Genomic DNA, 21,534 nt, shown 5'->3' on the forward strand with positions numbered 1-21,534 from the left:
ATCCGACGATAGTTGTTACGACTTATCCTCAACCACCAATGTAGACTCAGCAGTTCGCCCAAATTCTTCTGGTGCATATTGCAAGTGAACTTCCGCACCAGGCCAAGAAAATGTCCCAGGGGTGACAGAACGGACTAGGTAGTGCAAGCTATAAACTCCTGGTTCCAGATGGTCGGCGTAGGCGATAATGCGATCGCGGTACACATTCTTAAAGCCAAGTTCCCAGCTATCGGCTTTTGCTTGTAATGCAGCTGTGGTAGTTTGAAAACTTGCATCCACCGCTTCAAAACCTGATGGTAGCGGATCTTTTATCACCAAATGATCCACAGGATGATCAGCAATAATTTCTAAACCAATATCAAACACCTGTCCAGAGGCTAAAGTCAAGGGTTTATCGAAAGCATAAAGACCTGTTTTTTGCAAAATTTTCTCTTGATTTACTTGACTAATTTCTCGTGTTATGCGTATACCATTAAATCTGCCTGGTTGATTGCCTTGCAAGCGATAATTATAAGCAACCAAATAGTGCAAAGTGCCATTACCTGATTTTTGCAGCGTTAAATCATTACGCCCACGAGGTAATTTATTCATCGGCACATTTAGTTGTAAACTAGGATTTTGATAGCCATTAAAGCGATTTTCTCCTAACTTATTACCAGCTAATTCCACTGTGGCAACAAAATTCGGTGGTGTGGGTTGTAGTTGGCTATATTCTACCAAAGCTGTTAATGCTTGGGCATTATTATAGTTAGTTTGCCATGTGCCATCCCGTCGCAATGCCAAAAGACTTTGGAATAACTTATCTATAACTTCGGGTTTACTTTGTTTGGCAATAAATAAACGTAAAGCTTGCGCTTGCGTTGTGGTAGATGAACTCATCCATCCCCAATTACCTGGTAAACTTACAACAGCTGTGCGGCCAGTTTCATAGATATTCTGTTGCAGCTTGTTGACTAATTGTTGAGATTCATCTTGCCATTCAGGGAATTGAGATAAGTATCGCGCTAGTTTAATTTGAGTTACTACATCAAAGTTGTTGCGCTGTTCATAAATATCTGCGAGGAAAGTATTGCGTTTGTCTCCCAATTCTGCTAAAGAGATTAAAGCATGAAGTTGCAGTTGTCTTTTACAGAGTATTTGTTTACAAAAGTCGTACTCTCCGGGGTTCGCCAGAACTTTTTGCAAATAAGCTTTCAGGCGAGACACCATTGCCGAATCGACTAAATTCGGGAATACCTGATTGGCTTTAGCTAAAGATTCACCTGTATAGGAAGAAACCCAAGGGTCAGATTTTTCTTGTCCGGGGAAAGCAGCAAAACCACCATCGGCTATTTGAAGTTTTTGTAACTTTTCAATTGCTTTATTTGCCTGTTGGCTAGGATTAAATTCTGCAAAAGTCTGACCATATTTTTGGGAAATAGTTTGCAGATTGGCAGCAATTATTAACTGACTTGCAGCTGGTTCAGTAAACGGCAAATCATCATCTTCTAAAACCTGCTTGGCTGGTGCTTGAATCTCCGTTATCAAAGTACTCGCCAACTGAATATCTAAACCTCCCGCATCAGGGAAGGTATTTTTATCAACATTCAGGGGAATCTTCACCTGTTTTTCAGTAACACCAGTTTCCACGACTTGTTCTGTAATTTCAATTGGGTTAATTTCCAAAGGTACTTCAAAAGCATCTGCGGCTGTACCATTTAGCTGAGTGGTAAACCGAACTTTACCAGTTCCCACACTATCCGCCATCATTGGAAAGCGATAAGCGTGAGTTGCGGATTCGGCTTTGGTTTGTAAAGAAGTTGCTGTGGGGTTTTTATCAGCAAACTTCACCGTACCGCTAAGTTCGCCATTAATTGAGAGATTTCCTGAATTCCCGGTGTTGTTAGTTACAGATAAACCAGCGAGGATGCGATCGCCTGGACGGGCAAATTGTGGCAAGATGGCATTAGTTAGCAGTGGCTTGGTGGTGATAAATGTCGCGTCTCCATTACCGAAACGTAGATTTCCATCGGTGGCTACAGCCATCACCCGCCATGTAGTTAAGTCATCCGGTAATTTGAAGGTTATCTGTGCATTCCCATTTGCATCGGTGAGAACAGAACCGTTGTAGTAAGCTAAGGCTTGAAAATCGGTGCGAGTGCGAGTATTTGCTGCACCAGTTGAGAAACCACCGCCATAACCCCAACCTTTGGGTTTAGCTACATCTTGTGCTTGTAATATGACATTTGCGCGATTATCGTTAAAGCGGGTAGAAATCAGCTGTTCTGCATAAACTGTATCTACCAAATCTGGCGGACGATAACCAGAAAGTTGTAACACCGCTTCATTTACCACCATGACTGTAAACTGTCCTTTGGTGGGGTTTCCTTGATTGTCCTTCAGTTCTAGTTGTACTGTTTCTTCTGCACCAGGTTCTAATGATGCTTGTACCGGCTTAACTTGCAGTTTTAAATACTTATCTTCTAACTTAACTTTAAAAGGTGTAATACCAATCTTAACCAAGTTATCTAAACTTCCCGCTTCTACCTGGTTTATGGGTTTACCTTGTCTGACTAACACAGCTTCAATAGCTGCATTTGGCAGCATTCCTGGCGTAACTTGAAACTGAATTTGTGGTGCGCCTCCCTGAACTTTGATAACTTGCTGATAAAGGGGTTTGTCTTTAATTACAGCAAAGTACAATTCTGCATCTGGATAGGGAGATTGAATTAGTGCAGTAGCGGTATCGCCTGGTTTGAACTCTTTTTTATCTAATTTAACTTCTAAGACATCTTTTTCTTTAGAACCCCAAAATACAGAATTTCCTCCAGTTGCCCAAATTTGTAAATCTGTCGCACTTAATTCGCTTTTGGCATCGCTAAAATTAACTCTAATCCGGTATGAAGCAGATTCAGGTGCTGTCAAGCTTACCGATTGTGGATTACTAGCAGATGTAATTTCTGCTTGTCCTACCGTTTTATATTCAACTTGATTTTTTGGTGTTCGGCTACCTTCAACTAATTGCGTGACGCTGCTATATTTTATCTGCTGTAATTCTACCCGGACTCGTTGACCTGTTATCGGTTTTCCTGTAGGGTCAGTAACAATTAATTCAATGGAAAAAGCCTTGCCAGCATCAGCGATGAAATTACTTTTTAACCCGATGAGGCGATTACTTGGTAAGGCGGTAAAAGTTTTGGAATTGGCTACAGACAAATTAGAAACATCTGCAACTTGCACATCCACCTGATAAGTCATCGGATATGGTAAATCATTAGCCACATTCACAGTTTGACTACTTTTACCATTAGCATCTAGCTGGGCATTAGTTTGCAAGACATCACTAGATATACTAGGAGTTTCCTCTGGCCATAACCATTGCCTACCAAAAGTAAATTCTTCCCAACCTTTAGGAACAAAATTTGCTTGCTGGCGAGTGATAAAATATTTTGCTTCTCCACCTTCTACAGGTGCGCCAAATAAATAATTGCTTGTAGCATTAATATTAACTTTCTCGTCAATAAGAGCAAATTCTTTATCTAAGTTAAGTTCGACTTTAAAATTCGGTGGCTTAAATTCAGCTACCCGAAATTCTCCAGAAATTTCTTGTCCATTCTTCCCCTTCGCCTGGATTGTATAATAGCCTAAGCGCTGAGTAGTTTTGATTGGCAATTCTAGAGAAAATGTGCCAAATTCATTTGTAGTTTGTGTACCCAAGCTGGTTTTTTGCCCATCAGGATTTACCAAAGTTAATTGGTAAGCAGCATTTTTATCTTGCTGAATTGCGCCATTTTGTAAGAAGTCTGCGAAACCAGTCAACCAAGCTTTTTCACCTGGTTGATACAATTGTCTATCCGAAAAAATTACCCCACGTGATTCAGGTTTAGCATCTTGCCAACCCGCATCAATACCATAGCCATAAACGCCGCTATATTCTTCGGTTCTAGCGAATGCCCAATCTTGATTTTCACGGGCAATTACTAATAATTGTGGTGATTTACTAGAGCTTTCATTCCCAGAATAACATTGCTGTAGTCCTTCACGAACAATTCTGAAAATTCCATTTTCATCAGTTTTACCTGTTGCACAAGGTACTGCTTCGGGGCGAGATTTTGCTTGTAATTTGGATTGATAAATTTCTATACCCCCATTTTTAACTGGCGAACCATCTGTAAGATGATTGACGCGAATTAAACCTGACTCAGGAAACCACTGAGTAAATACGCCCAAATTAGTCAATTCAACTAAGCCATAAGTCGTAGGTTCTCGCCACAGTTCTTTACCATTATCCTGATATTTATTCGTGCGGGCTTGGACTCCATAAGCTAACATTCCCGTCGCTGCACTAATTTTTTCCCGCAGAGGAACAGCGATATCAACTGATTGATTTTTCTTACCCGATACCTGAAAGCTTTGCCATTCAGAAGGTTGTGGTAATAAATCACTACCATTATTAAAATAAACTAAATCTGTCGGTTTAACTACTCGATAAGCTGCTTTATATTTAGATTCTGGCAGATTTCCCGTACTAATATTTAGCTGTAAATCTTTACCTGTAGGGAAAATATTCAAATCTGATGGCACCCAGATATCCCCAGCTAAATCTCCAGTATCATATTTAAGTGTTAGAGGTTTACCCAAAGTCTGCCCAAATTTATCTTTGAGATTTCCGCCGATAGTAATTGTATAAGTCTTGGCAGGTTCTAGCGCATAAGGATTGATGCCGACAATTTTATCTTCATCATTTATTTGGATAATTCTCGCAATCTCTTTTGGTGCAGGATTAATAGAAATATTTTCTTTAGCTGAATCTGGCAATAAAACATTATTAAATTCTAGCTGCGGACTACCTTTGAGAAATCTTCCAAAAGTTCCCCCTGAATCTGGTTGTCCATAAAAGTTAATTTTCTGAAATGCCAAAGGCGAATAAGTTGCTAACTTACTGGCAAATTCTTTCTCTGTAGGTAGATTGCCATAAGCCGGGCGTATTCCAGGAGAAAATACTAGGCGATAACGGGTTGCTTTTTCGAGATTTTGTTGGGGGATGAGGTTATAAATCCAATTACTTGCTGAAGGGTCAAATTTTTCTAAAGGGTCTTCTTCATTTTTTAATGGTTTTTCTTCTTTGTTTAATTCGACTTTGAAACCTACACCCTTGTTTTTTCCTTCAGGGGTTAACTGTAAATGTTCTTGTACAGAATTTAAATCTAATTCGACATTAGAAGTAAACTGTAACTTCTGTTGTAAATCAATTGGTTCAATATCAGCTTTTTCAATGGGATTGACACCTGGTAAATTCGTCAGGTTGATAGATGCGGTATTGAAAGTCCAAGGTAAATCTTTGTCTAGGCGATGATTTTTTAAGTCTGCTAAACCCGCTTTGAGGGTGACTTGAAATCTTGTCGCTATTGGCAAGGCTTTATCAGCTTGAAATCCTACCATACGCGGTGTCAAAAAGCGAAATTGACCGGGTAAAGGCGGCCAAAGGGCAAATTTTTGTAATAATTGTTGCTGTTCTGGGCTGTCAAGGCTTTCAACTGGGATTAAAGCCTCTTTAAAACGGATGCGAATTTGGTTAAGAGGTTTGGCATCCCCAATGGGACTAATTTGTTCAATCCAGTCTGGTAATTTTGGTGGTGTGAGTGGAGAGACTACTGGGAGTTGTTCTTTGGTTGAGTTGATACTAAAGAAGTTACACCCTGTCATTGCTAGTGTAAATGTAAAGAGTAGAAGAAACTGTATTGTTTTCTTGCGATGTGAGATTTTTTTTAACGAACCGCCTTCGCGCAGCGTCTCGAAGAGAAGGACGCCAAGGACGCCGAGGAAGAGATGGATAATTTTATAATGAAAACGTAGTAAAGCTCTAATAATCATATTTTTAGTAATTAAAAATTCACAAACTATAACGAATAAAAGTTTGTATTACCTTATGTATTGGGCAATGTCAAGGCTAATAAAGGACGCAGTACGACTAGTTCAGGGCTATTTCATTCTAGATATAAACCGCCCAGAACTAAAGTTCCGCAGCTCATAACTAAAGTCCGTTAAAACGGACTATAACCTTTTATCAGTCGTCTTTAGACGACTTTTGCTATTAGACTCAGAATTCATTCTGAGGCGGGCTAGATGGGAATGAAATAGCCCTGACGACTAGTTAGTTGTACCCAAGGTTTGGATTTAACTATGTTTATTTATATTGATAACTAACTCAGTGTGATTGTTCCAAAAAATAACTACAATTCTTAACTATAAAGAAGTATTTAAATTTCGCAAACATTAATTTCTATCTGCTAAGTTAGTAATAATAAATTATTAAGTATTTGATATATTTACTGATGTAGATATAAGTAAGTCTGCGGGAAAGTAAAGGTAAGTTTTCTTAGACAGGGTATTCCCTGATGAAACTAGTTTCACGATCGCTACTCAAACTTAAGCACAGTAGCAAAGTTATCCTGGCTGTGCTGCTAATCTGCTTGATTATACGTTTACTACCCTATTTTGCGCCCGTTCGAGCCGCAGATATTGCCCAAAATCAGTTGGCAATGCAATTTAGCGATCGCAATGGTTTACCATTAGGAACACTACTCACTCGTGACCAAGAGCATACATCAGTAGTACCACTAAATCAAATTTCGCCCCAGTTTATCCATGCCATTTTAGCCGCCGAAGATGGCAGCTTTTACCATCATGGGGCGTTGGATATGAAAGCAATTATCCGCGCTGCTAAAGAAGCCATCCATGCGAAACGAATTGTTTCCGGCGCTTCCACTATTACTATGCAGTTGGCGCGGATGTTAGATCCAGTGCCGCGCAGCTTCTCTGGTAAACTGAGTGAGATTTGGCTATCTTGGCGGTTAGCAGCAGGGATGAATAAGGATGAAATTCTGGCTGCATATATCAATCGGCTGCCAATGGGAGGGAATATATATGGTGTGGAAGCAGCCGCACGGATTTATTTTTCTATCCCAGCGAGTGAATTGAATCTTGCTCAAGCTAGTTTGTTGGCTGCTATTCCCAATAATCCCACATACTTTAACCCTTATGAACATTGGGAACGGCTGAAACAGCGACAAAAATACGTCCTTAATCGGATGGTACAGGAAAAGTATATTAGTGAGGCGATGCCTACGGCGGCAAGCTACGCAACCCGAACATCCGCCGAAAAAATTGTGTTTCAATCTCGCCAACGGGGAATTATCGCGGCACCACACTTTTTATTTTGGTTAGCCAATCAGTTTGATAAGACGCAAACAGAACAAAATTCCCCTATCCGCACCACCATAAATCGCCCTTTGCAGCAGTTTGTCGAAGCACAGTTACAACAGGTAATTTCTTCTCTCGCCGCTAACAATGTCCATGATGCAGCGGCGTTGGTGATTGATAACCATACTGGGGAAGTTTTGGCTTATGTCGGTTCACCTGATTACTTTAATGAAGCCAAACTGGGACGCAATGACGGAGTGCAAGCGTTACGTCAACCAGGTTCTACCCTCAAGCCTTTTGTCTATGAATTAGCTTTAGAAAAAGGTTTAATTCGTCCAAATACCATTTTGGCAGATGTACCCGCCCATTACGCCATTCCCGGTGCGAAACTTTATAGCCCAACTGATTACACCGAAAAGTTTCTTGGCCCTGTGCGGGTACGGATAGCTTTAGCAAATTCCCTAAATGTACCCGCAGTCAGGGTGTTAGAAAAAGTAGGTGTGGAAACTTTCTTAGAACGGCTGCATCAACTGGGATTTGAACACCTCAATCAAACACCAGAACATTATGGTTTGGGTTTGACTCTTGGTAGTGGTGAAGTGAGTCTTTGGGAATTAGCCCGTGCCTACCTGAATATAGCACGATTTGGAGATGCGATTCCTTTAGTAAGCACATTTTCTAATTACCCAATCCCTACAGACGCGATGAATCGCGTCTCTACAAGTTATACACTCTCTAATTACAGAATTTGGCAATTGATTACGAACATACTCAGTGACAACCATGCTCGTGCAACAGCCTTTGGTGTAAACTCGGTGTTAAATTTACCCTTTCCTTCGGCTGTTAAAACGGGCACTTCTTCCAATTTTCGCGATACTTGGACGGTTGGTTTCACTACAGATTACACCGTCGCTACCTGGGTAGGTAATTTCAATGGTGAACCGATGCGTCAAGTTTCAGGTGTGACAGGCGCAGCACCCTTGTGGAATCGAATCATGTTACATCTGCACGAACATCAAGAACCAGCAGGTTTTCAGCCTCCAGAAGGTTTGGTGCAATTACCTATTTGTGCAATTTCGGGGTTACGACCAACACCAGATTGTACCTCAGTGGTACAGGAATATTTCTATCCAGAAGATAAAAATAATTACGAACGTGAAAATCAGTTCAATTTGCCGCCGGAGTATGATGAATGGTTGGCGAAACAACAGCAATCAAATTTTACTACTTCTAATAATTTGAGAATTTTATCTCCCCATCATGGCGATTTATTCTTAGTGTATCCAGGTGAAGAAGCGAAGCAGAAACTTGAATTTAAGTTAGTGGGAAATAAATCTGCACCTGTAGAATGGTGGCTGAATGGTGAAAAGTTAGATACCAACTCAGCTAATTCTTTATTTTGGTATTTGCGTCCTGGAAAATGGACTTTAGAGGCGAGAAGTGGCGAAATGAGCGACAAGGTGAGTTTTCAGGTAGAGTTAGCTAGTCTTAAACCTACGCGTCGAGGATTTTCTATTAGTGGGACTTAAACAAAAAGAAGGAAGAAAAATGAGTATAATGCTTTGATAGCTAACTTCGAGACTTGAGTCACCATCTCTTAAGGGAAATTTCACTTCTATTACCAGAGCGATCGCCCAACGAAAGAATTAGTGTTATATCTTCATAAGCGGGTAATATTCCGCTAATTTAGTAGACATCTCCAGAAATTAAATATGCGTTACCCAGAACCCTTATAGAGACGTAGCAGTGCTACGTCTCTACGTTCTTTTTCGGAGATGTCTAGTAGTGATACGAACTTAAGAGTGCTTGAATATCTTCTGGACTTGTCCAGATTTCTAAAGCCTTCAGTAACCACTGTGCATCTTCATTTTTTAGAGATTTAATGTTTTTACCGTTGCAGTAAATAACTAGATAAATACTGTTATCTGCATAATCATGAACCGGATAATCATAAGTATAAACCGGAGAATTTTTAACTTGTTTTTTATTCATTAGACCGAAATTAGGCGAAACAACAATGTTTGTAATTCTCTAGAATCACTACCAGATTTAGCACTTACAAAGTGGCGCTCTAGGATTTAAGGATATCGCTTAAGTGCGATGGCGTAACCGCCCGCCGTAGGCATCGCACTTAAAAATTCCAGGGAGAAAAAGTTGCACTACCTCTACCTAATACCCAAAATAAACCACCAGATAGAGTCAGAGTGGGAAAACTGATGATAGCTTGAGATGATGGAATAAGAAAACAACCAAGAGCGTGAATAAGTCAGTATTAATTGCCCTTACTCTCACCGCCTGTACAGCCGTGTCACCAGTCAGCATTGCTGGTACTGTCCCAAGTTCAACCCAAGCCATCAAAATGTCTTCATTTAACCTTAGTTCCCAAAAATGGCAAAACCGTGTGTTACTAGTGTTTGCACCGTCGGTTGATAACCATAACTATCAGCAACAGATGGAGTTATTTAACCAGCACCAAAACGGTTTTCAAGACCGGGATTTAGTTCTCGTTCAGGTTTTGGCAACAGATAAAAGCTATGCCAACGGACAGTTAATAGATCAGTCTTCTGCTGCCAAGTTGCGAAATCGCTTTGGGGTTGATAAAGAAAATTTTCGCGTCATTTTGGTAGGCAAAGATGGTGGTGTTAAGCGCCAAGACACTACACCTGTCAAAGCTACAGCAATCTTTGAGCAAATTGACGCTATGCCCATGCGCCAGCAAGAAATGCGCTCTTCGAGGTAGAAAGTAACTATAAAATACAAGCGAGGAAGCGATCGCTTGTGACAAAGCAGTACACTGCTGCTATGAAAATTCCCGACTGCGTAGGCGTAGCCCGCCTTCTCTACGAGACGCTCCGCGAACGGCATCGCTGCCATCTCTACACTCACAATCCGCACATTGTCTGTTTTGTCCTTTACGGGCGTGGTGGATAATACTACTTTTCTTGAACCATTAAAACTGATTTCACGGGTCGCTTGATGAGATTTCCTTGTAAATCAACTTTTCCGTAAAAAGTTTTACCCTTGTAATAAAGCGAAGATGAACTACCTCCGTCCAAGTTCATCGCTTCGGACGCACCAAGGATTTTCATTAAGTCTGCTAGTTGCAGTAGAGATATGCCAGAGTTATTTGGTTGTGAAGGTTTTTGCGCTACCATTACTAAAATAATGCTGCCATCACGAGTAATACCTACAGCAGTTCTAGCGTTGAGTTGGTTGCTGCCTAGTGCATCGCGTCCCTTGGCATTATCTACAAAACCCTCTTGTACTAAGGTGAGTTCTGGTAACAGTTGCGGTCCAGCACCTATGGCATCAACTAAGCGACAATCTGCTGGTAGTGATTCATTGTGCAAGGCAATCGAATAACGGACGGTTTGCCCACATCGGTAGCGGCGAAATTCGCGGCGATTAAAAATTAGATTCAGGTAGGGCTTTAACTGGGGATTATTCACTAGCCGCTCATTATCTTTGGGATCAGCCACAAGTTGACCAGCAACAACAACATAGGATGTAGATTTTTGATTGGCTGGATCAAAAAAGCCTGCGTTTAAGATAGCGATCGCTTGACGTTTTTGGGCAAATTCCTCTACGGTGTTTGCTTTGGCTGATAATGCCCCAGTTACCACAAATCTGCTATTGGCTGGAATTAACAAAATGTGAGCTATGCCTTGGGGCAAGATGCGCTCAAGGTAGTGGATAGTTTTTGGTGGTGAGGGCGCAACAGAAGATATAGATTGTGGTGAGGAACGCAAGCTAAACCACGTTCCCAAACTAACTAGTGTCAAACCTAGCAACCCAATTTTTCTCATTTGTTTCCCCCAAATCCTCTTTGATAAGCTCAAATGCAGATGACATAGATAGTATAGATACTAGCTTCTGAGCAATGCCTACGGCGGCAAACTACACTCCATTCCCGACAATTATTTAGCTAATTATCAATAAATTTTTAAAGCTTTTATAAGAAGAATTCAGAACTCAGGAGCGGAGCCGGAGACGCTCCGCCTCCGGTCAGAATTCAGTATGAATTCTGTACGACTGGGTAATGAATATTGGTTTAAAACCGTACAACTCTTAGAGACGCTACCGCGAACGTCCCGCTACGCGCTAACGCCTGCAAGTGGCGCGAAACTAGTATTAAATTTTTTCACTCATTTAAAACTCTATCCCTTCCCTACGGGACGCTGCGCGTAGCTTGCTTCCCTGTAAGGGTACATGGGTAGAGAATTCACCAATTCTGAATTCTGAATTCTGACTTCTGACTCCTTTTTATTTGATAAGCAATTTACAGACTATTTTTCTCAGAAGTCTTACATAGATTAGTTTTCAAGCGCCGGGTAAAAATAAAAGCCAAAGGTTTTTCGTGAATCGCGCCAGAGGGGCTTCGCCAGTATAAACCCAATATCATACTTAATACCCGCTTAAAGCTTCTGCCAGCAATGCTTGACTACTTTGGTCTTTGTCAAGTGCTTTCTTTATCCTGCCTTTATACAATGCTAAAGATTACGTAAAGGTTAAAGAAAGCACAATTTTTTCCTTTGAGATCAAGCAAACTTGTATTTATTAAGACAAATTAAACACTGGTAATAACACTTAAAAGTGAATTATAAATACGCAATAGTTTTGGGAATCCTGGCATTCTCCAGTTTTCAAGCTCCAGCAAAAGCCGTTTCTATTCTGGGAACGGCGAATAGCTTCGGGGTCTTGGGTGGCTCGACGGTGACTAATACCGGCCCGTCCCTGATCACGGAATCTCTGGGTGTCAGCACAGGTTCTTCAGCCACTGGCTTTTCTCCAGGGAGCGTCACCGGAACGATATTCACATCTGATAGAGTCGCGGCTCAGGCTCAGGCGGATAACGCAACTGCGTACAATTTTCTAGCAGGATTGAGTAGCAATGTGGACTTGACAGGTAAGGATCTGGGTGGACTCACGCTCACACCTGGCGTCTATTCTTTTAGCTCATCGGCTCAGTTGACCGGAACACTCACGCTCGACAATCTAGGCGACCCCAATGCGCTCTTCGTTTTCCAGATAGGCAGCACGCTCACGACCGCAAGCAACTCGTCTGTTGTCACGACCAACGGTGAAGCTCCCAATGTGTTTTTCCAGGTCGGCAGCTCCGCGACTCTCGGCTCCGGCACTCATTTCATGGGAAATATTCTAGCGCTCACGAGCATCACCCTGACTACTGGCGTAAATATTGAGTGTGGTAGAGCCTTGGCGCAAAATGGTGCCGTGACGATGGATACCAACAGGGTCTCCAACGCCTGCGATACAAAGCCACAGAAAGTAGCAGTGGAGGAAGTAGCAGTGGTTCCAGAACCTGACTCATCACTTGGTGTTCTCGGCTCCGGGATGGTGGGTCTGTTATTCGCCTTCCGCAAAAGATTTAGAAAAGGGTGGTAGATTGCAAATATTTTTTTGAAATACTTGATTGGCACTCCAGCACCATTACCGAATGGCACTAAGAAAAGCCCAAAGGCTTGTGTCACCTCGTTCCCAGCCTCCAGGCTGGGAATGTATTTAAAAGAGGCTCTGCCTCTCGTCAAGCTACTGGAGGCGGAGCCTCCCAGAATGGGTTCCCAGCCTGGAGGCTGGGAACCAGTCAGAGCAAGGGCTGTATCTTTTCTTAGTGCCATTCCACCATTACCAGAGAACCTCTGGGGAGAACAATGGCGTTTTGCGACTCTAGCTGCTAGTGATGTAGAAACGAGATTTAGCGATCGCCCCATTCCCATTTTGCACATCCCAGAACATCTCAAACCGATAAATTTGGGTTTGGCATCAACAATCCCAGTCAGTCCCCAGTCCCCAGTTATTCTTTCATTCAAGGCTGTGAAACTTGTTTCATCAGGACTGCCTCCTGCCTTCTGCCTCCTGCCTTATCTCAACGACAAATATTTACGCCCACCTACTTAACAGGTTTAACAGTGGAGCAAGTGCAGCAGTTACAAGCAACGCTGTCTCCAGGAAATTAATTTCAGTACACATTCATGTATCATCATTGAGGTGTCAATTGTCGTTAGAGTTTTTTCCCTTGAAAAAAGCATAAATCTTCTATGCCTCGAAAAACCCCACCTTCATCCCACTCGACTGTTACAACTCCACTGGCTCTCTCTCAACTACATATCCGCTTACAGTTTCTAGAAAAAGAACACCAATCACTGCTCAAGCAGATTAAGAGAAAACGGACAGAACTGAATAACTTTGTTGAACAGACGCGAATTTTCGCCACAGAAATCTTTCAACAAGCTAGTCCCAGCTTTCAAAAAATGGCTGAGTTAGACCAGGATATTCATGCTCTATTTGATGAAATCTTTACTACTAGAAAGTTTGGTAAACAAACCTTCAAAAATATAGAGGCAGTTTACCTTCAACTCCAGTTGACAGGAATCATTAGTCAAAAAACCAATGGCAAACAATTTTCAACAGAGCTAGACGAATTGTTTGACAACCCCGAGCCAGAATCAGATTTTTCCAGGGAAACTGCTGAAGGTCGCTATCAACATTGGCAAGCACAAGAATCTGTAGAATCTCAGTCTGTAACTAGAACAGAAGATAAGAGAAAAATTCGTGAAACATTTCTGAGGTTAGCTGAAATCTTCCACCCCGACAAGGTAAAAGACAGCCAGACACAGACAGATCATACAGAAATCATGAAATCAATCAATCAAGCCTACCAAGAAGGCGATTTGGCAAGACTTCTAGAAATTGAGCGACTTCACCAAGTGGGAGAAATTATTGATCTTAATAGCGAAGATGATTTAACTCGTAAATGTCGAACTATAGAACAGCAAAATCAAATTCTTCTCACTCAATATGAAAATTTGAAACGGGAACTGCGTTTAGCAAAAAATACTCCCGAAGGATCTATGGTTTCTGATTCTCGCAAAGCTGCTAAAAAAGGCATTGACTCTATGGCTTTGATGGTAGAAACGATAGAAAATCAAATTAACCTTGTTTCTCAGATTCGGGATTTTGTCAAGGACTTTAGAGAACAGAAAATCACTATCAAAGAATTTCTCGGTGGCCCACAAACTCTGCACTCCCTAGACGAGGAAATTATGTCAGATATTCTTGAGCAGATGTTGTCAGAATTAATGAGATAGTAATTGATTTTTCTTAACAAGTTTTAGCTTGCTTTGTAGATTTGTAGTTTATCTAATCAAATTCAAAAAATTTTCCAGAACTATGCCAATTAAAAAACACATTAATCTGAATCACGGATGTTTACTTAATTCCACAAATAAAAAGATAGTTGTCAATTTAGCCACAGGTGATATCTTAAGTCTAATAACCCAAGAATTAAAAACTCGTTACTCCCCAGAAACTCAAAAACAAGTAATTGAGGAGAGTTCTCAGTTGTTGCCTGATTTCGTGCTTCAAGAATTATTAAAGCGCCAAGAGCAGGTAGTAAACGTTAACCCTGATAGTTTAATTGTGGTTAACTGTACGATACAAGAGATAGAGCTTGATGAGTTTGGATTTAATTTAAATGTCGAAGTATATTTTGTCATTGCAGATATCAAAGGTCAAAATCATTTTCGCGCTAACCGGATAGTCCTTTGGTCAGATATCTGGGGTGATGAAGAAAAGCTTTTCGATTTAGAAGATGAACTAGGTGAGCAATTCTGGACAAATTATCAAATCCAGTTACTCTTTGATGATAAAAATCAGCAAACAATTGAATTAGAAGTATCACAAACAGACGATTATGCCGCGAGGTTAGAATTTTACCCATCACTGAAAATGTTTTCACCATCCATAGTTCCCTTTACGGATAATGACTTTTAAAATTTTCAAGTCATAGTCACCAGTTGCCACACTCAAAAACTCAATCATTATTCAAATTACTACAAAAGGGGATGAAGGGGCTGCCGTCGGCCATTGGTGTCAACTTCACACGAAACCGCTTGTCCGCCGGGAATTGAAATTCCCGTCTCATAGCTAAAGTCATCTTCAGATGACTAAATTAAATATCGTCAAAAATCTCCAGTCTACTTCAGTAGACTTAAGCTATTAGCCAGGAACAGAGTTTACAATCATGCTTCCAGTTGCGGTTAAAACTAACTGAGAATTAAACCATCATCAGCAAAAGCAAACTCCGATTTAACATTCCAGCGCCTACCGTCGTGAAGCAGTAGCGTTAATTTGTCGGCGGTAAACTCAAAATCCAACTGACGCTTTTCAAATTCTGGCCAAGCAGCTTTAAAATTCTGCTTTGTTAAATCCCGAAACGCAACCGTTATATGAGGTGCAAAAGGGCGAGTTTTAGAAACCTTGTCAACAATTCCCAAGTTGCTTTCTGTGTAAGCCATTAAATCAGCTTGCAAAGTTAAAATCTCTTGACTTATAACTACATTTATGTATATGACGCGAGGCACAAAGGCACTAAACCCCCTGAGTGTAATTGCTACTGGCTGTTGTCCACTAGCAAACTCTTTCAAAGATGCTTCTAGCAATGACAGGTTAGCATCTGCCCATTCAAAGGGCGGTTGCAAAGTAATATGAGGCGGAGACTTTAGCGCCCCGCTACTAGCATAGCGATCGGCAAAGTACTGTTTAACCTGGTTAGCGTAATCTTGAATATCTTGCGGTGGTAAAAGGGCGAGAAAAAAACGGCTCATTAAAATAATTCGTAATTCGTAAGGGAACTCCAATAAATAAATTATCCAATTTTGTGGGGTGGGCAACATGAGCGCCTAGTTCATAGGGCGGACAAGATGCCCACCCCACAAGAGTTAATTGGATATTTTTTATTTGGAAGTCCATAAGTCAATACGCTTGGGTTAAGGATAATCGTAGGTTGGGTGGAACGAAGTGAAACCCAACAAACCCGCGAAAATGTTGGGTTTCGTTCCTCCACCCAACCTACGCATCTGAGGGGTTTTTGGCGCTAACTGAACCGTATTGGTCTATAAGTAAGTCGGCACAATAAAAGCAAACTGTGTGAAGAAAAGTAAATAAGCCTCAAACCCTTTCTCATTCTGCCCCCTGTCTCCTTAACTCGCCTTAGCCGCTAGTTCTGCGGGGTTCATCTGCTCGTAGTGTTCAAAGGGTTGGTGAATCCAGGGATTGTTAGCTAAGTAATCGACATAGTAATCGGGTTTTAGAACTGAACAGGCTTTATACCAAAGTACGGCGGTGCGAATTTCCTCAATGGGGAAATCACTATATTGCTTGAGCCAAGGTATAGTCTGTTCCAGTGTTACCCCAGAGTCCACTAAGTCATCCACTAGAAGAATGTGCGAACCTAGCTTTTCAGCAGTCATTGTTAAGTGGTGGGAGACAATTAAATTACTTCTATCTTGTTTACTAGGGCCACTGTAAGATGAGGTTGCTAAAATTGCCAGTGGTTGCTGGTATATCCGAGAAAGAATATCTCCAACTCTTAGTCCTCCTCTAGCAAGACAGATAATCTGGTTAAATTTCCAACCGGATTCATAAATCTGAATAGCCAGTTGTTCGATTTTTTGGTGATAATCTGACCAAGAAACATAAAGGTCTGGCATAAGGCTAAGGGGAGTGGTAGATAGCTAATATTGATGGCGATTGCAAATTTATCTTAGTATGAGTGCAAGTTATTATGAACGATTCTGCTGCTGATGGCGATGCCCAACGAGATATTCTCAGTAAAAAACTCGATTTAAAAACAAAGCTGGCTTACGGTGCAGGAGATTTAGGCCCAGCAATCACTGCAAATATCTCCGTCTTTTATCTGCTGTTTTTCTTTACCAATATCGCTGGTATCCCTGCGGGTTTAGCTGGCAGCATTTTGATGATTAGCAAAATCTGGGATGGTGTAAACGATCCGCTTGTTGGGTTCCTGAGTGATAAAACGAAATCTCGTCGCTGGGGTCGTCGTCTTCCTTGGATGTTTTATGGAGCAATCCCCTTTGGGATTTTCTTTTTCTTGCAGTGGATTATACCGCAATTTAGTGCAAATCACAGTGATAATATTTGGCCGTTATTCTGGTATTACGTAATTATTGGGGTGATATCTCAGTCTTTTTACACGGTTGTAAATTTGCCTTATACGGCGATGACTCCAGAACTAACTCAAGATTACGACGAACGCACCGGACTTAACAGCTTTCGCTTTACATTTTCTATTGGTGGTAGCATTCTGTCATTGATTTTAATGAAAATTGTTTTTTCCCAAATTGCCGATCCCCAACAACAAGTTATCGTTTTAGCAGCAATTTGTACGGTAATTTCGATTGTAGGATTATATTGGTGCGTTTTTGGAGTCCGCGATCGCATCATGGCTTTTGAGTCCAAACGCATCCAAACTGAGGAACCTGCATCTCTCCCCTTCTTGGAACAGCTAAAAATTGTCTTCAGCAACCGACCTTTTCTATTTGTTATTGGTATATATCTTTTTTCTTGGCTAGGTGTGCAGATTACAGCCAGCATTATTCCCTATTTTGTAGTAAATTGCATGGGTCTCAAACAATCAGATGTGCCGACAATACTGATTGCAGTGCAAGGAACTGCCCTACTAATGCTATTTGTCTGGGGGGCGCTGAGTAAAAAACTTGGGAAAAAAGTTGTTTATTTTCTGGGAATGAGTTTATGGATTATAGCCGCAGCCGGACTATTTTTCTTACAACCAGGTCAAATAGTTTTGATGTATGTGATGGCTGTGATGGCAGGTTTTGGCGTATCCACAGCTTATTTAATTCCCTGGTCAATGATTCCAGATGTGATTGAATTAGATGAACTCCAAACCGGACAACGCAGAGAAGGCATTTTCTATGGCTTCATGGTTTTGCTGCAAAAATTTGGTTTAGCTTTCGGGCTGTTTTTGGTGGGAAATGCTTTGCAAGTAGCCGGTTTTCAAGCATCTGTAGCCGGAAGTCCATCGCCCATCCAACCGGCATCGGCACTGTTTGCGATTCGCGTTGCCGTCGGCCCCATACCTACAGTTTGTTTGATTCTGGGCTTGATTTTAACGTATTTTTACCCAATTACCCGCGAGATGCACGCAGAAATCATGCTGAAACTCAAAGAACGGCAAGAGAAGAGGGGGAGTTAAGGGAGCAGGGGGAAATAATTTTAATCGGTTGCTTTACATCATTTTCCTACGAAACTTTGAGGGAGGGGATTGTCTCGTTCCCAGTCTCTGACTGGGAATGCCTATGAGAGGCTCCGCCTCTTGACTTGCGGCAGAGCCGCTTTGAGGTGCATTTCCAGCCAAGAGGCTGGAAACTAGATTTTAAAGGGGTTTTTATTGTACCAACCTACTTAGCCCTCTTTTATCACTTCTGCTAGAGAATAATCTAGAATCCTTACAGAATAATAATTTTGCGAAAAAACCTTGATTTAAGTCATTCTGTTAGAAAATAAACGCTCAAATGCTGGCTTTATAGCTTGATTCTTCGGATTTTGTATTTAGCCGTTCCGGTAGATGTTTATAATGAGTTTTTTAGTCGGAAGTTTATTCAAAGAATTATTGGCGAATATCAACTAAAATTACTAATTTTTAATCCAGAGCTAGAGGAGATAGTTATATGGAGAGACTAAATTATCAAGAAATAGTCCAAAAAATTCTGGAAACTCATGTCAAAAATCGCTCAAATAGTCAGACAGAAGTCAAATTTTTATTTGATACTGAGCGCGTTGGGCTTTGCCCCGCCGCAGGCATCGCTATCAAGTTATGAATATTGGTTGGCAAGAGCTAACGCGAATATTTGGTTGTATTATTTATGTAGAAATTAAAGCAAAATTTGGATCGAACGCGATGGAACGGAAATCGGAGTGGCTAATGAATTAGTAGAAGCTGGAGTTCCTAAACAAGATATAGTTTTGGCTTTTAAAGCCCCATACAAACGAAAATTTACAAGACTCAGTGCTGAGTGCTGAGTGCTGAGTAAAGAAGATTGAGTACTCAGTACTTTCGCACTGGGTAAAAGCCCCGCCCCTTGTGGGCGGAATCTTTTTATCAAGGAGAAGGTTGATACCCCGCCCCTTGTGGGCGGTCTTTTAACTCAGCACTCAGCACTCGGAACTCAGCACTCTTCATTGAGTTTGCTGCTAGTTGAAGGACATAGGAGTTAGGAAATCTACGGCAATTAGGGAAATAACAACTTTATAGCGATCACCCATCTTTCATCAAAGCCATTTTAACCTGAGCGCGATGTCTACGACGGGCTAGGCCTACGCAACTTCCTCACCCAACTGCGATCGCCTACATCAACCATTCTGCACCATCCAAACCAGAAAGCCCAAAATTTGCTCGACTGGTGGCAGTGGATAATCAGTCAAGTCAATCGTCACAGTTTGCCCTTCTAGTTTGAGAAACCGCCAAACCGTACCACTCGTCACTGTTCCGTAAATCGTGGAAATCGGCTGCTGCTTCTGTTGATTAAAGCGTTGTGCTGCCACCATTTCGGCTAAACATTGTCCCAGTCCTGGTTTCAGGTCTTCTTTCTTTGCTTCCACCAAAACCAGCGCCGGGGCTTTAATAAACAACTGCTCTGGAGAGCGACTAATCAGGAAATCGACATAGCCTGTCAAATCAACCTCTGGCTGCACGTTGAACTCTTCACCCGAAAAGACGCTAATTTGTCCTTTAAGCTGACGTTTAACTTCTAGCAAGACTGGATTGATAATGCCTTCAGAACGCGCTTTTTCACTACTCACTGCGATCGCCCAAGGCAGGGTTTCTTTCAACGTATCTTTCAGTAAAGAAGTCGGATTGACAGGGGAAATCTCTAACAGAAAGGGATCGCCTTCAACGATCGTCAGTTGAAAATCATCTACAGCTTTACTCAGAGTAAATTTACTATAAGGCATAAAGTTTTCCTAATCTGTTTTTCAAGCTAGCGCGATCGCCTCTGTAATCACTCTGCTTTTACCACACAGCATAGTCACGCCATTACCGCTACACATTTCCGCAACTGAAAGAGTGGCACGCTATCATTGACTCAGATTCTTGGAAAATGCGATCGCTCTCTCTAACAAACAAAGTAGCTCGATCATAGCTCTTCCTGCATGATGGAATCGTAATCCTGCCCCGTAACGTCGCAATGATACTTGATCAGAAAGCACTATTGAAGAAGAATTCAGGAGTCAGAATCAATCAATCGGGGATTCAGACCCGCTACTTTCTTGTTGACCACCAAATCTACGATTTTGTGGGGGTGCAAAAACGCCGGTTATTCAGAAGCTCGTTCGCCCTTGGCGTCTCCCCTTGGGAGAAGACTCGCTAACGCTACACTATCCGCTTTTTCGGTCAAAATTCATTCTGAATTCTGACTCCTGACTACTGAATTCTGTTCGATAAACACTTATTTCATCTAGTCAAACTCTTTACTGACACTATTCTCTCAGCTTCATTTACTGTAATTTGCGCCAGCCCAAATTGTTCAATTACTGCTGCATTTGTCGTCAAATGTCTACTCACCTCAGCCACCCGATAATGACTTTCCTGTGACGCTAAAGCAGCTGGCAATAATAACTGATCTGCTAAATGTTCATCTACTGCTGCGCCGGTGTAATGAAACTCAAGGAGTTGCTGACAAGCAATCTCTGCAACTGTCTCCGCCGACAACCGCAAACGCCCAAATCCACCAAAGCCAGTCAAGCTGTTTTCATACTCAGCAGTGAGAAAAATACCCGCCCCTGGTGCTACACCTCTTTCTCGCAAAGTCTGTATAGCAACTTTCAAATGGGCTTCACGTAACAAATTTTCGGCCCGATTCGCCATCCGTTGGGGAATATGCGAAGGCAATTCCGTCACCACTGCTATTCCCCGCACTTGTTGTAAATTGCCCCGTTCCAACAAGTTGATCCCGCCGAGTTTACCAGCGCCATCCACCTGTAATTCTACCTCTCCGCCACCTTGGGGAAACCAACCCCAAGCGCCTAACTTGACTTGGGCTTCCACTCCCATACGTTGCAGTATCGGCAAATAAACTTGCTCAATATATGTCACTGTTGGGCTAAAGTTCACATGAGTTCCGCCCTTAAGTGTTACCTGGGAATTACCAGATGCTAGTGCTAAAGGTAAGAGAATTGTCTGTAAAACCAGAGCGATCGCACCCGCCGAACCACCTTGTTGTGCTTTACTAACATCAAAGGTATAAATTCCCGCTTGCACAGCACTACCTGGAATGAATTCTAGCAGCGTTGAACCCAAAGCATCACCCTGTAGTTGGGCATTACAAATTCTTGCCGCAGCCCGAACTGCTGTTAAGTGTTGTGCTGCTAACCCTGGTTTTTTGCGTCCAGCGCGAATGCCTGTAATTCGTATGGGTTCGCCAGTAATGGCTGCTAGACTTAAGGAAGTGCGAAGAACTTGTCCGCCTCCCTCTCCGTAGGAACCGTCAATTTCAATCATGGGCGATTCTG

Annotated in this window: 18 protein-coding genes and 1 pseudogene; 12 read left to right on the top strand and 7 right to left on the bottom strand. The window is 41.8% G+C overall.

Annotated features, from left to right (window positions below; genetic code table 11):
• Nucleotides 1-15 precede the first annotated feature (15 nt).
• Nucleotides 16-5,685, bottom strand: a complete 5,670-nt coding sequence (locus V7K76_RS15265; protein WP_334780107.1) for an alpha-2-macroglobulin family protein — start codon at nucleotides 5,683-5,685, stop codon at nucleotides 16-18.
• 692 nt (nucleotides 5,686-6,377) lie between these two features.
• Here V7K76_RS15265 and pbpC point away from each other — a divergent pair.
• On the top strand, nucleotides 6,378-8,711 hold the full coding sequence (gene pbpC / locus V7K76_RS15270) for a penicillin-binding protein 1C (RefSeq protein ID WP_334780108.1): 2,334 nt from the start codon (nucleotides 6,378-6,380) through the stop codon (nucleotides 8,709-8,711).
• Nucleotides 8,712-8,961: 250 nt separating this feature from the next.
• On the opposite strand, the gene V7K76_RS15275 is transcribed toward pbpC, so the two are convergent.
• The gene (locus V7K76_RS15275) at nucleotides 8,962-9,174 is read right to left on the bottom strand and encodes a hypothetical protein (protein WP_334780109.1); all 213 of its coding nucleotides are present in this window, start codon (nucleotides 9,172-9,174) and stop codon (nucleotides 8,962-8,964) included.
• Nucleotides 9,175-9,439: 265 nt separating this feature from the next.
• On the opposite strand from V7K76_RS15275, the gene V7K76_RS15280 reads away from it, so the two are divergent.
• Together V7K76_RS15280 and V7K76_RS15285 are read left to right on the top strand one after the other, a co-directional pair.
• Complete coding sequence (locus V7K76_RS15280; protein WP_334780111.1) at nucleotides 9,440-9,922, top strand: DUF4174 domain-containing protein; 483 nt, start codon at nucleotides 9,440-9,442, stop codon at nucleotides 9,920-9,922.
• A 38-nt stretch (nucleotides 9,923-9,960) separates the two neighbouring features.
• Nucleotides 9,961-10,113 (top strand): hypothetical protein, encoded by a 153-nt coding sequence (locus V7K76_RS15285; protein ID WP_334780112.1) that lies wholly within the window; start codon nucleotides 9,961-9,963, stop codon nucleotides 10,111-10,113.
• Nucleotides 10,114-10,115: 2 nt separating this feature from the next.
• Here the strand turns inward: V7K76_RS15285 and V7K76_RS15290 are convergent, their stop codons facing one another.
• Entirely contained in the window at nucleotides 10,116-10,988 is an 873-nt protein-coding gene (locus tag V7K76_RS15290; RefSeq protein WP_334780113.1) for a phosphodiester glycosidase family protein, read from the bottom strand.
• Between the two features lie 787 nt (nucleotides 10,989-11,775).
• Here V7K76_RS15290 and V7K76_RS15295 point away from each other — a divergent pair.
• From V7K76_RS15295 to V7K76_RS15310, 4 genes and pseudogenes are all read left to right on the top strand, one after another.
• Nucleotides 11,776-12,585, top strand: coding sequence for an ice-binding family protein (locus tag V7K76_RS15295; protein ID WP_334780114.1), 810 nt, complete (start codon nucleotides 11,776-11,778; stop codon nucleotides 12,583-12,585).
• A 237-nt stretch (nucleotides 12,586-12,822) separates the two neighbouring features.
• Nucleotides 12,823-12,978 (top strand): annotated as a pseudogene (locus V7K76_RS34605) (Tab2 family RNA-binding protein); the annotation flags it as partial.
• 260 nt (nucleotides 12,979-13,238) lie between these two features.
• Nucleotides 13,239-14,288 carry a J domain-containing protein gene (locus V7K76_RS15305; protein ID WP_334780115.1) on the top strand — a complete coding sequence of 350 codons (1,050 nt, stop codon included), beginning with the start codon at nucleotides 13,239-13,241 and terminating at the stop codon, nucleotides 14,286-14,288.
• Between the two features lie 82 nt (nucleotides 14,289-14,370).
• Nucleotides 14,371-14,973 carry a hypothetical protein gene (locus tag V7K76_RS15310; RefSeq protein WP_334780116.1) on the top strand — a complete coding sequence of 201 codons (603 nt, stop codon included), beginning with the start codon at nucleotides 14,371-14,373 and terminating at the stop codon, nucleotides 14,971-14,973.
• A 272-nt stretch (nucleotides 14,974-15,245) separates the two neighbouring features.
• Here the strand turns inward: V7K76_RS15310 and V7K76_RS15315 are convergent, their stop codons facing one another.
• Complete coding sequence (locus V7K76_RS15315) at nucleotides 15,246-15,806, bottom strand: 2'-5' RNA ligase family protein (protein WP_334780117.1); 561 nt, start codon at nucleotides 15,804-15,806, stop codon at nucleotides 15,246-15,248.
• Between the two features lie 375 nt (nucleotides 15,807-16,181).
• Complete coding sequence (locus tag V7K76_RS15320) at nucleotides 16,182-16,691, bottom strand: phosphoribosyltransferase (protein ID WP_334780118.1); 510 nt, start codon at nucleotides 16,689-16,691, stop codon at nucleotides 16,182-16,184.
• Between the two features lie 74 nt (nucleotides 16,692-16,765).
• On the opposite strand from V7K76_RS15320, the gene V7K76_RS15325 reads away from it, so the two are divergent.
• The 5 genes from V7K76_RS15325 to V7K76_RS15345 all read left to right on the top strand — a co-directional run bounded on the left by V7K76_RS15325 (nucleotide 16,766) and on the right by V7K76_RS15345 (nucleotide 19,044).
• Nucleotides 16,766-18,217, top strand: a complete 1,452-nt coding sequence (locus V7K76_RS15325; RefSeq protein WP_334780119.1) for an MFS transporter — start codon at nucleotides 16,766-16,768, stop codon at nucleotides 18,215-18,217.
• Between the two features lie 350 nt (nucleotides 18,218-18,567).
• A complete protein-coding gene (locus tag V7K76_RS15330; protein WP_334780215.1) occupies nucleotides 18,568-18,705 on the top strand; it encodes an element excision factor XisH family protein in 138 nt (45 codons plus the stop codon).
• Nucleotides 18,693-18,842: a hypothetical protein gene (locus V7K76_RS15335; RefSeq protein ID WP_334780120.1), complete on the top strand. Its 150-nt coding sequence runs from the start codon at nucleotides 18,693-18,695 to the stop codon at nucleotides 18,840-18,842. The genes V7K76_RS15330 and V7K76_RS15335 overlap by 13 nt, the downstream gene beginning before the upstream one ends.
• Nucleotides 18,839-18,955 (top strand): hypothetical protein, encoded by a 117-nt coding sequence (locus V7K76_RS15340; RefSeq protein WP_334780121.1) that lies wholly within the window; start codon nucleotides 18,839-18,841, stop codon nucleotides 18,953-18,955. Before V7K76_RS15335 ends, V7K76_RS15340 begins: the two co-directional genes overlap by 4 nt.
• The gene (locus V7K76_RS15345) at nucleotides 18,940-19,044 is read left to right on the top strand and encodes an element excision factor XisI family protein (protein WP_334780122.1); all 105 of its coding nucleotides are present in this window, start codon (nucleotides 18,940-18,942) and stop codon (nucleotides 19,042-19,044) included. Before V7K76_RS15340 ends, V7K76_RS15345 begins: the two co-directional genes overlap by 16 nt.
• Nucleotides 19,045-19,374: 330 nt before the next feature.
• Here V7K76_RS15345 and V7K76_RS15350 read toward each other — a convergent pair whose 3' ends face one another.
• Together V7K76_RS15350 and rtcA are read right to left on the bottom strand one after the other, a co-directional pair.
• Entirely contained in the window at nucleotides 19,375-19,977 is a 603-nt protein-coding gene (locus tag V7K76_RS15350) for a hypothetical protein (RefSeq protein WP_334780123.1), read from the bottom strand.
• A gap of 499 nt (nucleotides 19,978-20,476) precedes the next feature.
• A complete protein-coding gene (gene rtcA, locus V7K76_RS15355) occupies nucleotides 20,477-21,523 on the bottom strand; it encodes an RNA 3'-terminal phosphate cyclase (RefSeq protein WP_334780124.1) in 1,047 nt (348 codons plus the stop codon).
• Nucleotides 21,524-21,534 lie beyond the last annotated feature (11 nt).

It is taken from the genome of Nostoc sp., from assembly GCF_036917975.1.
Taxonomy (GTDB): Bacteria; Cyanobacteriota; Cyanobacteriia; order Cyanobacteriales; family Nostocaceae; genus Nostoc.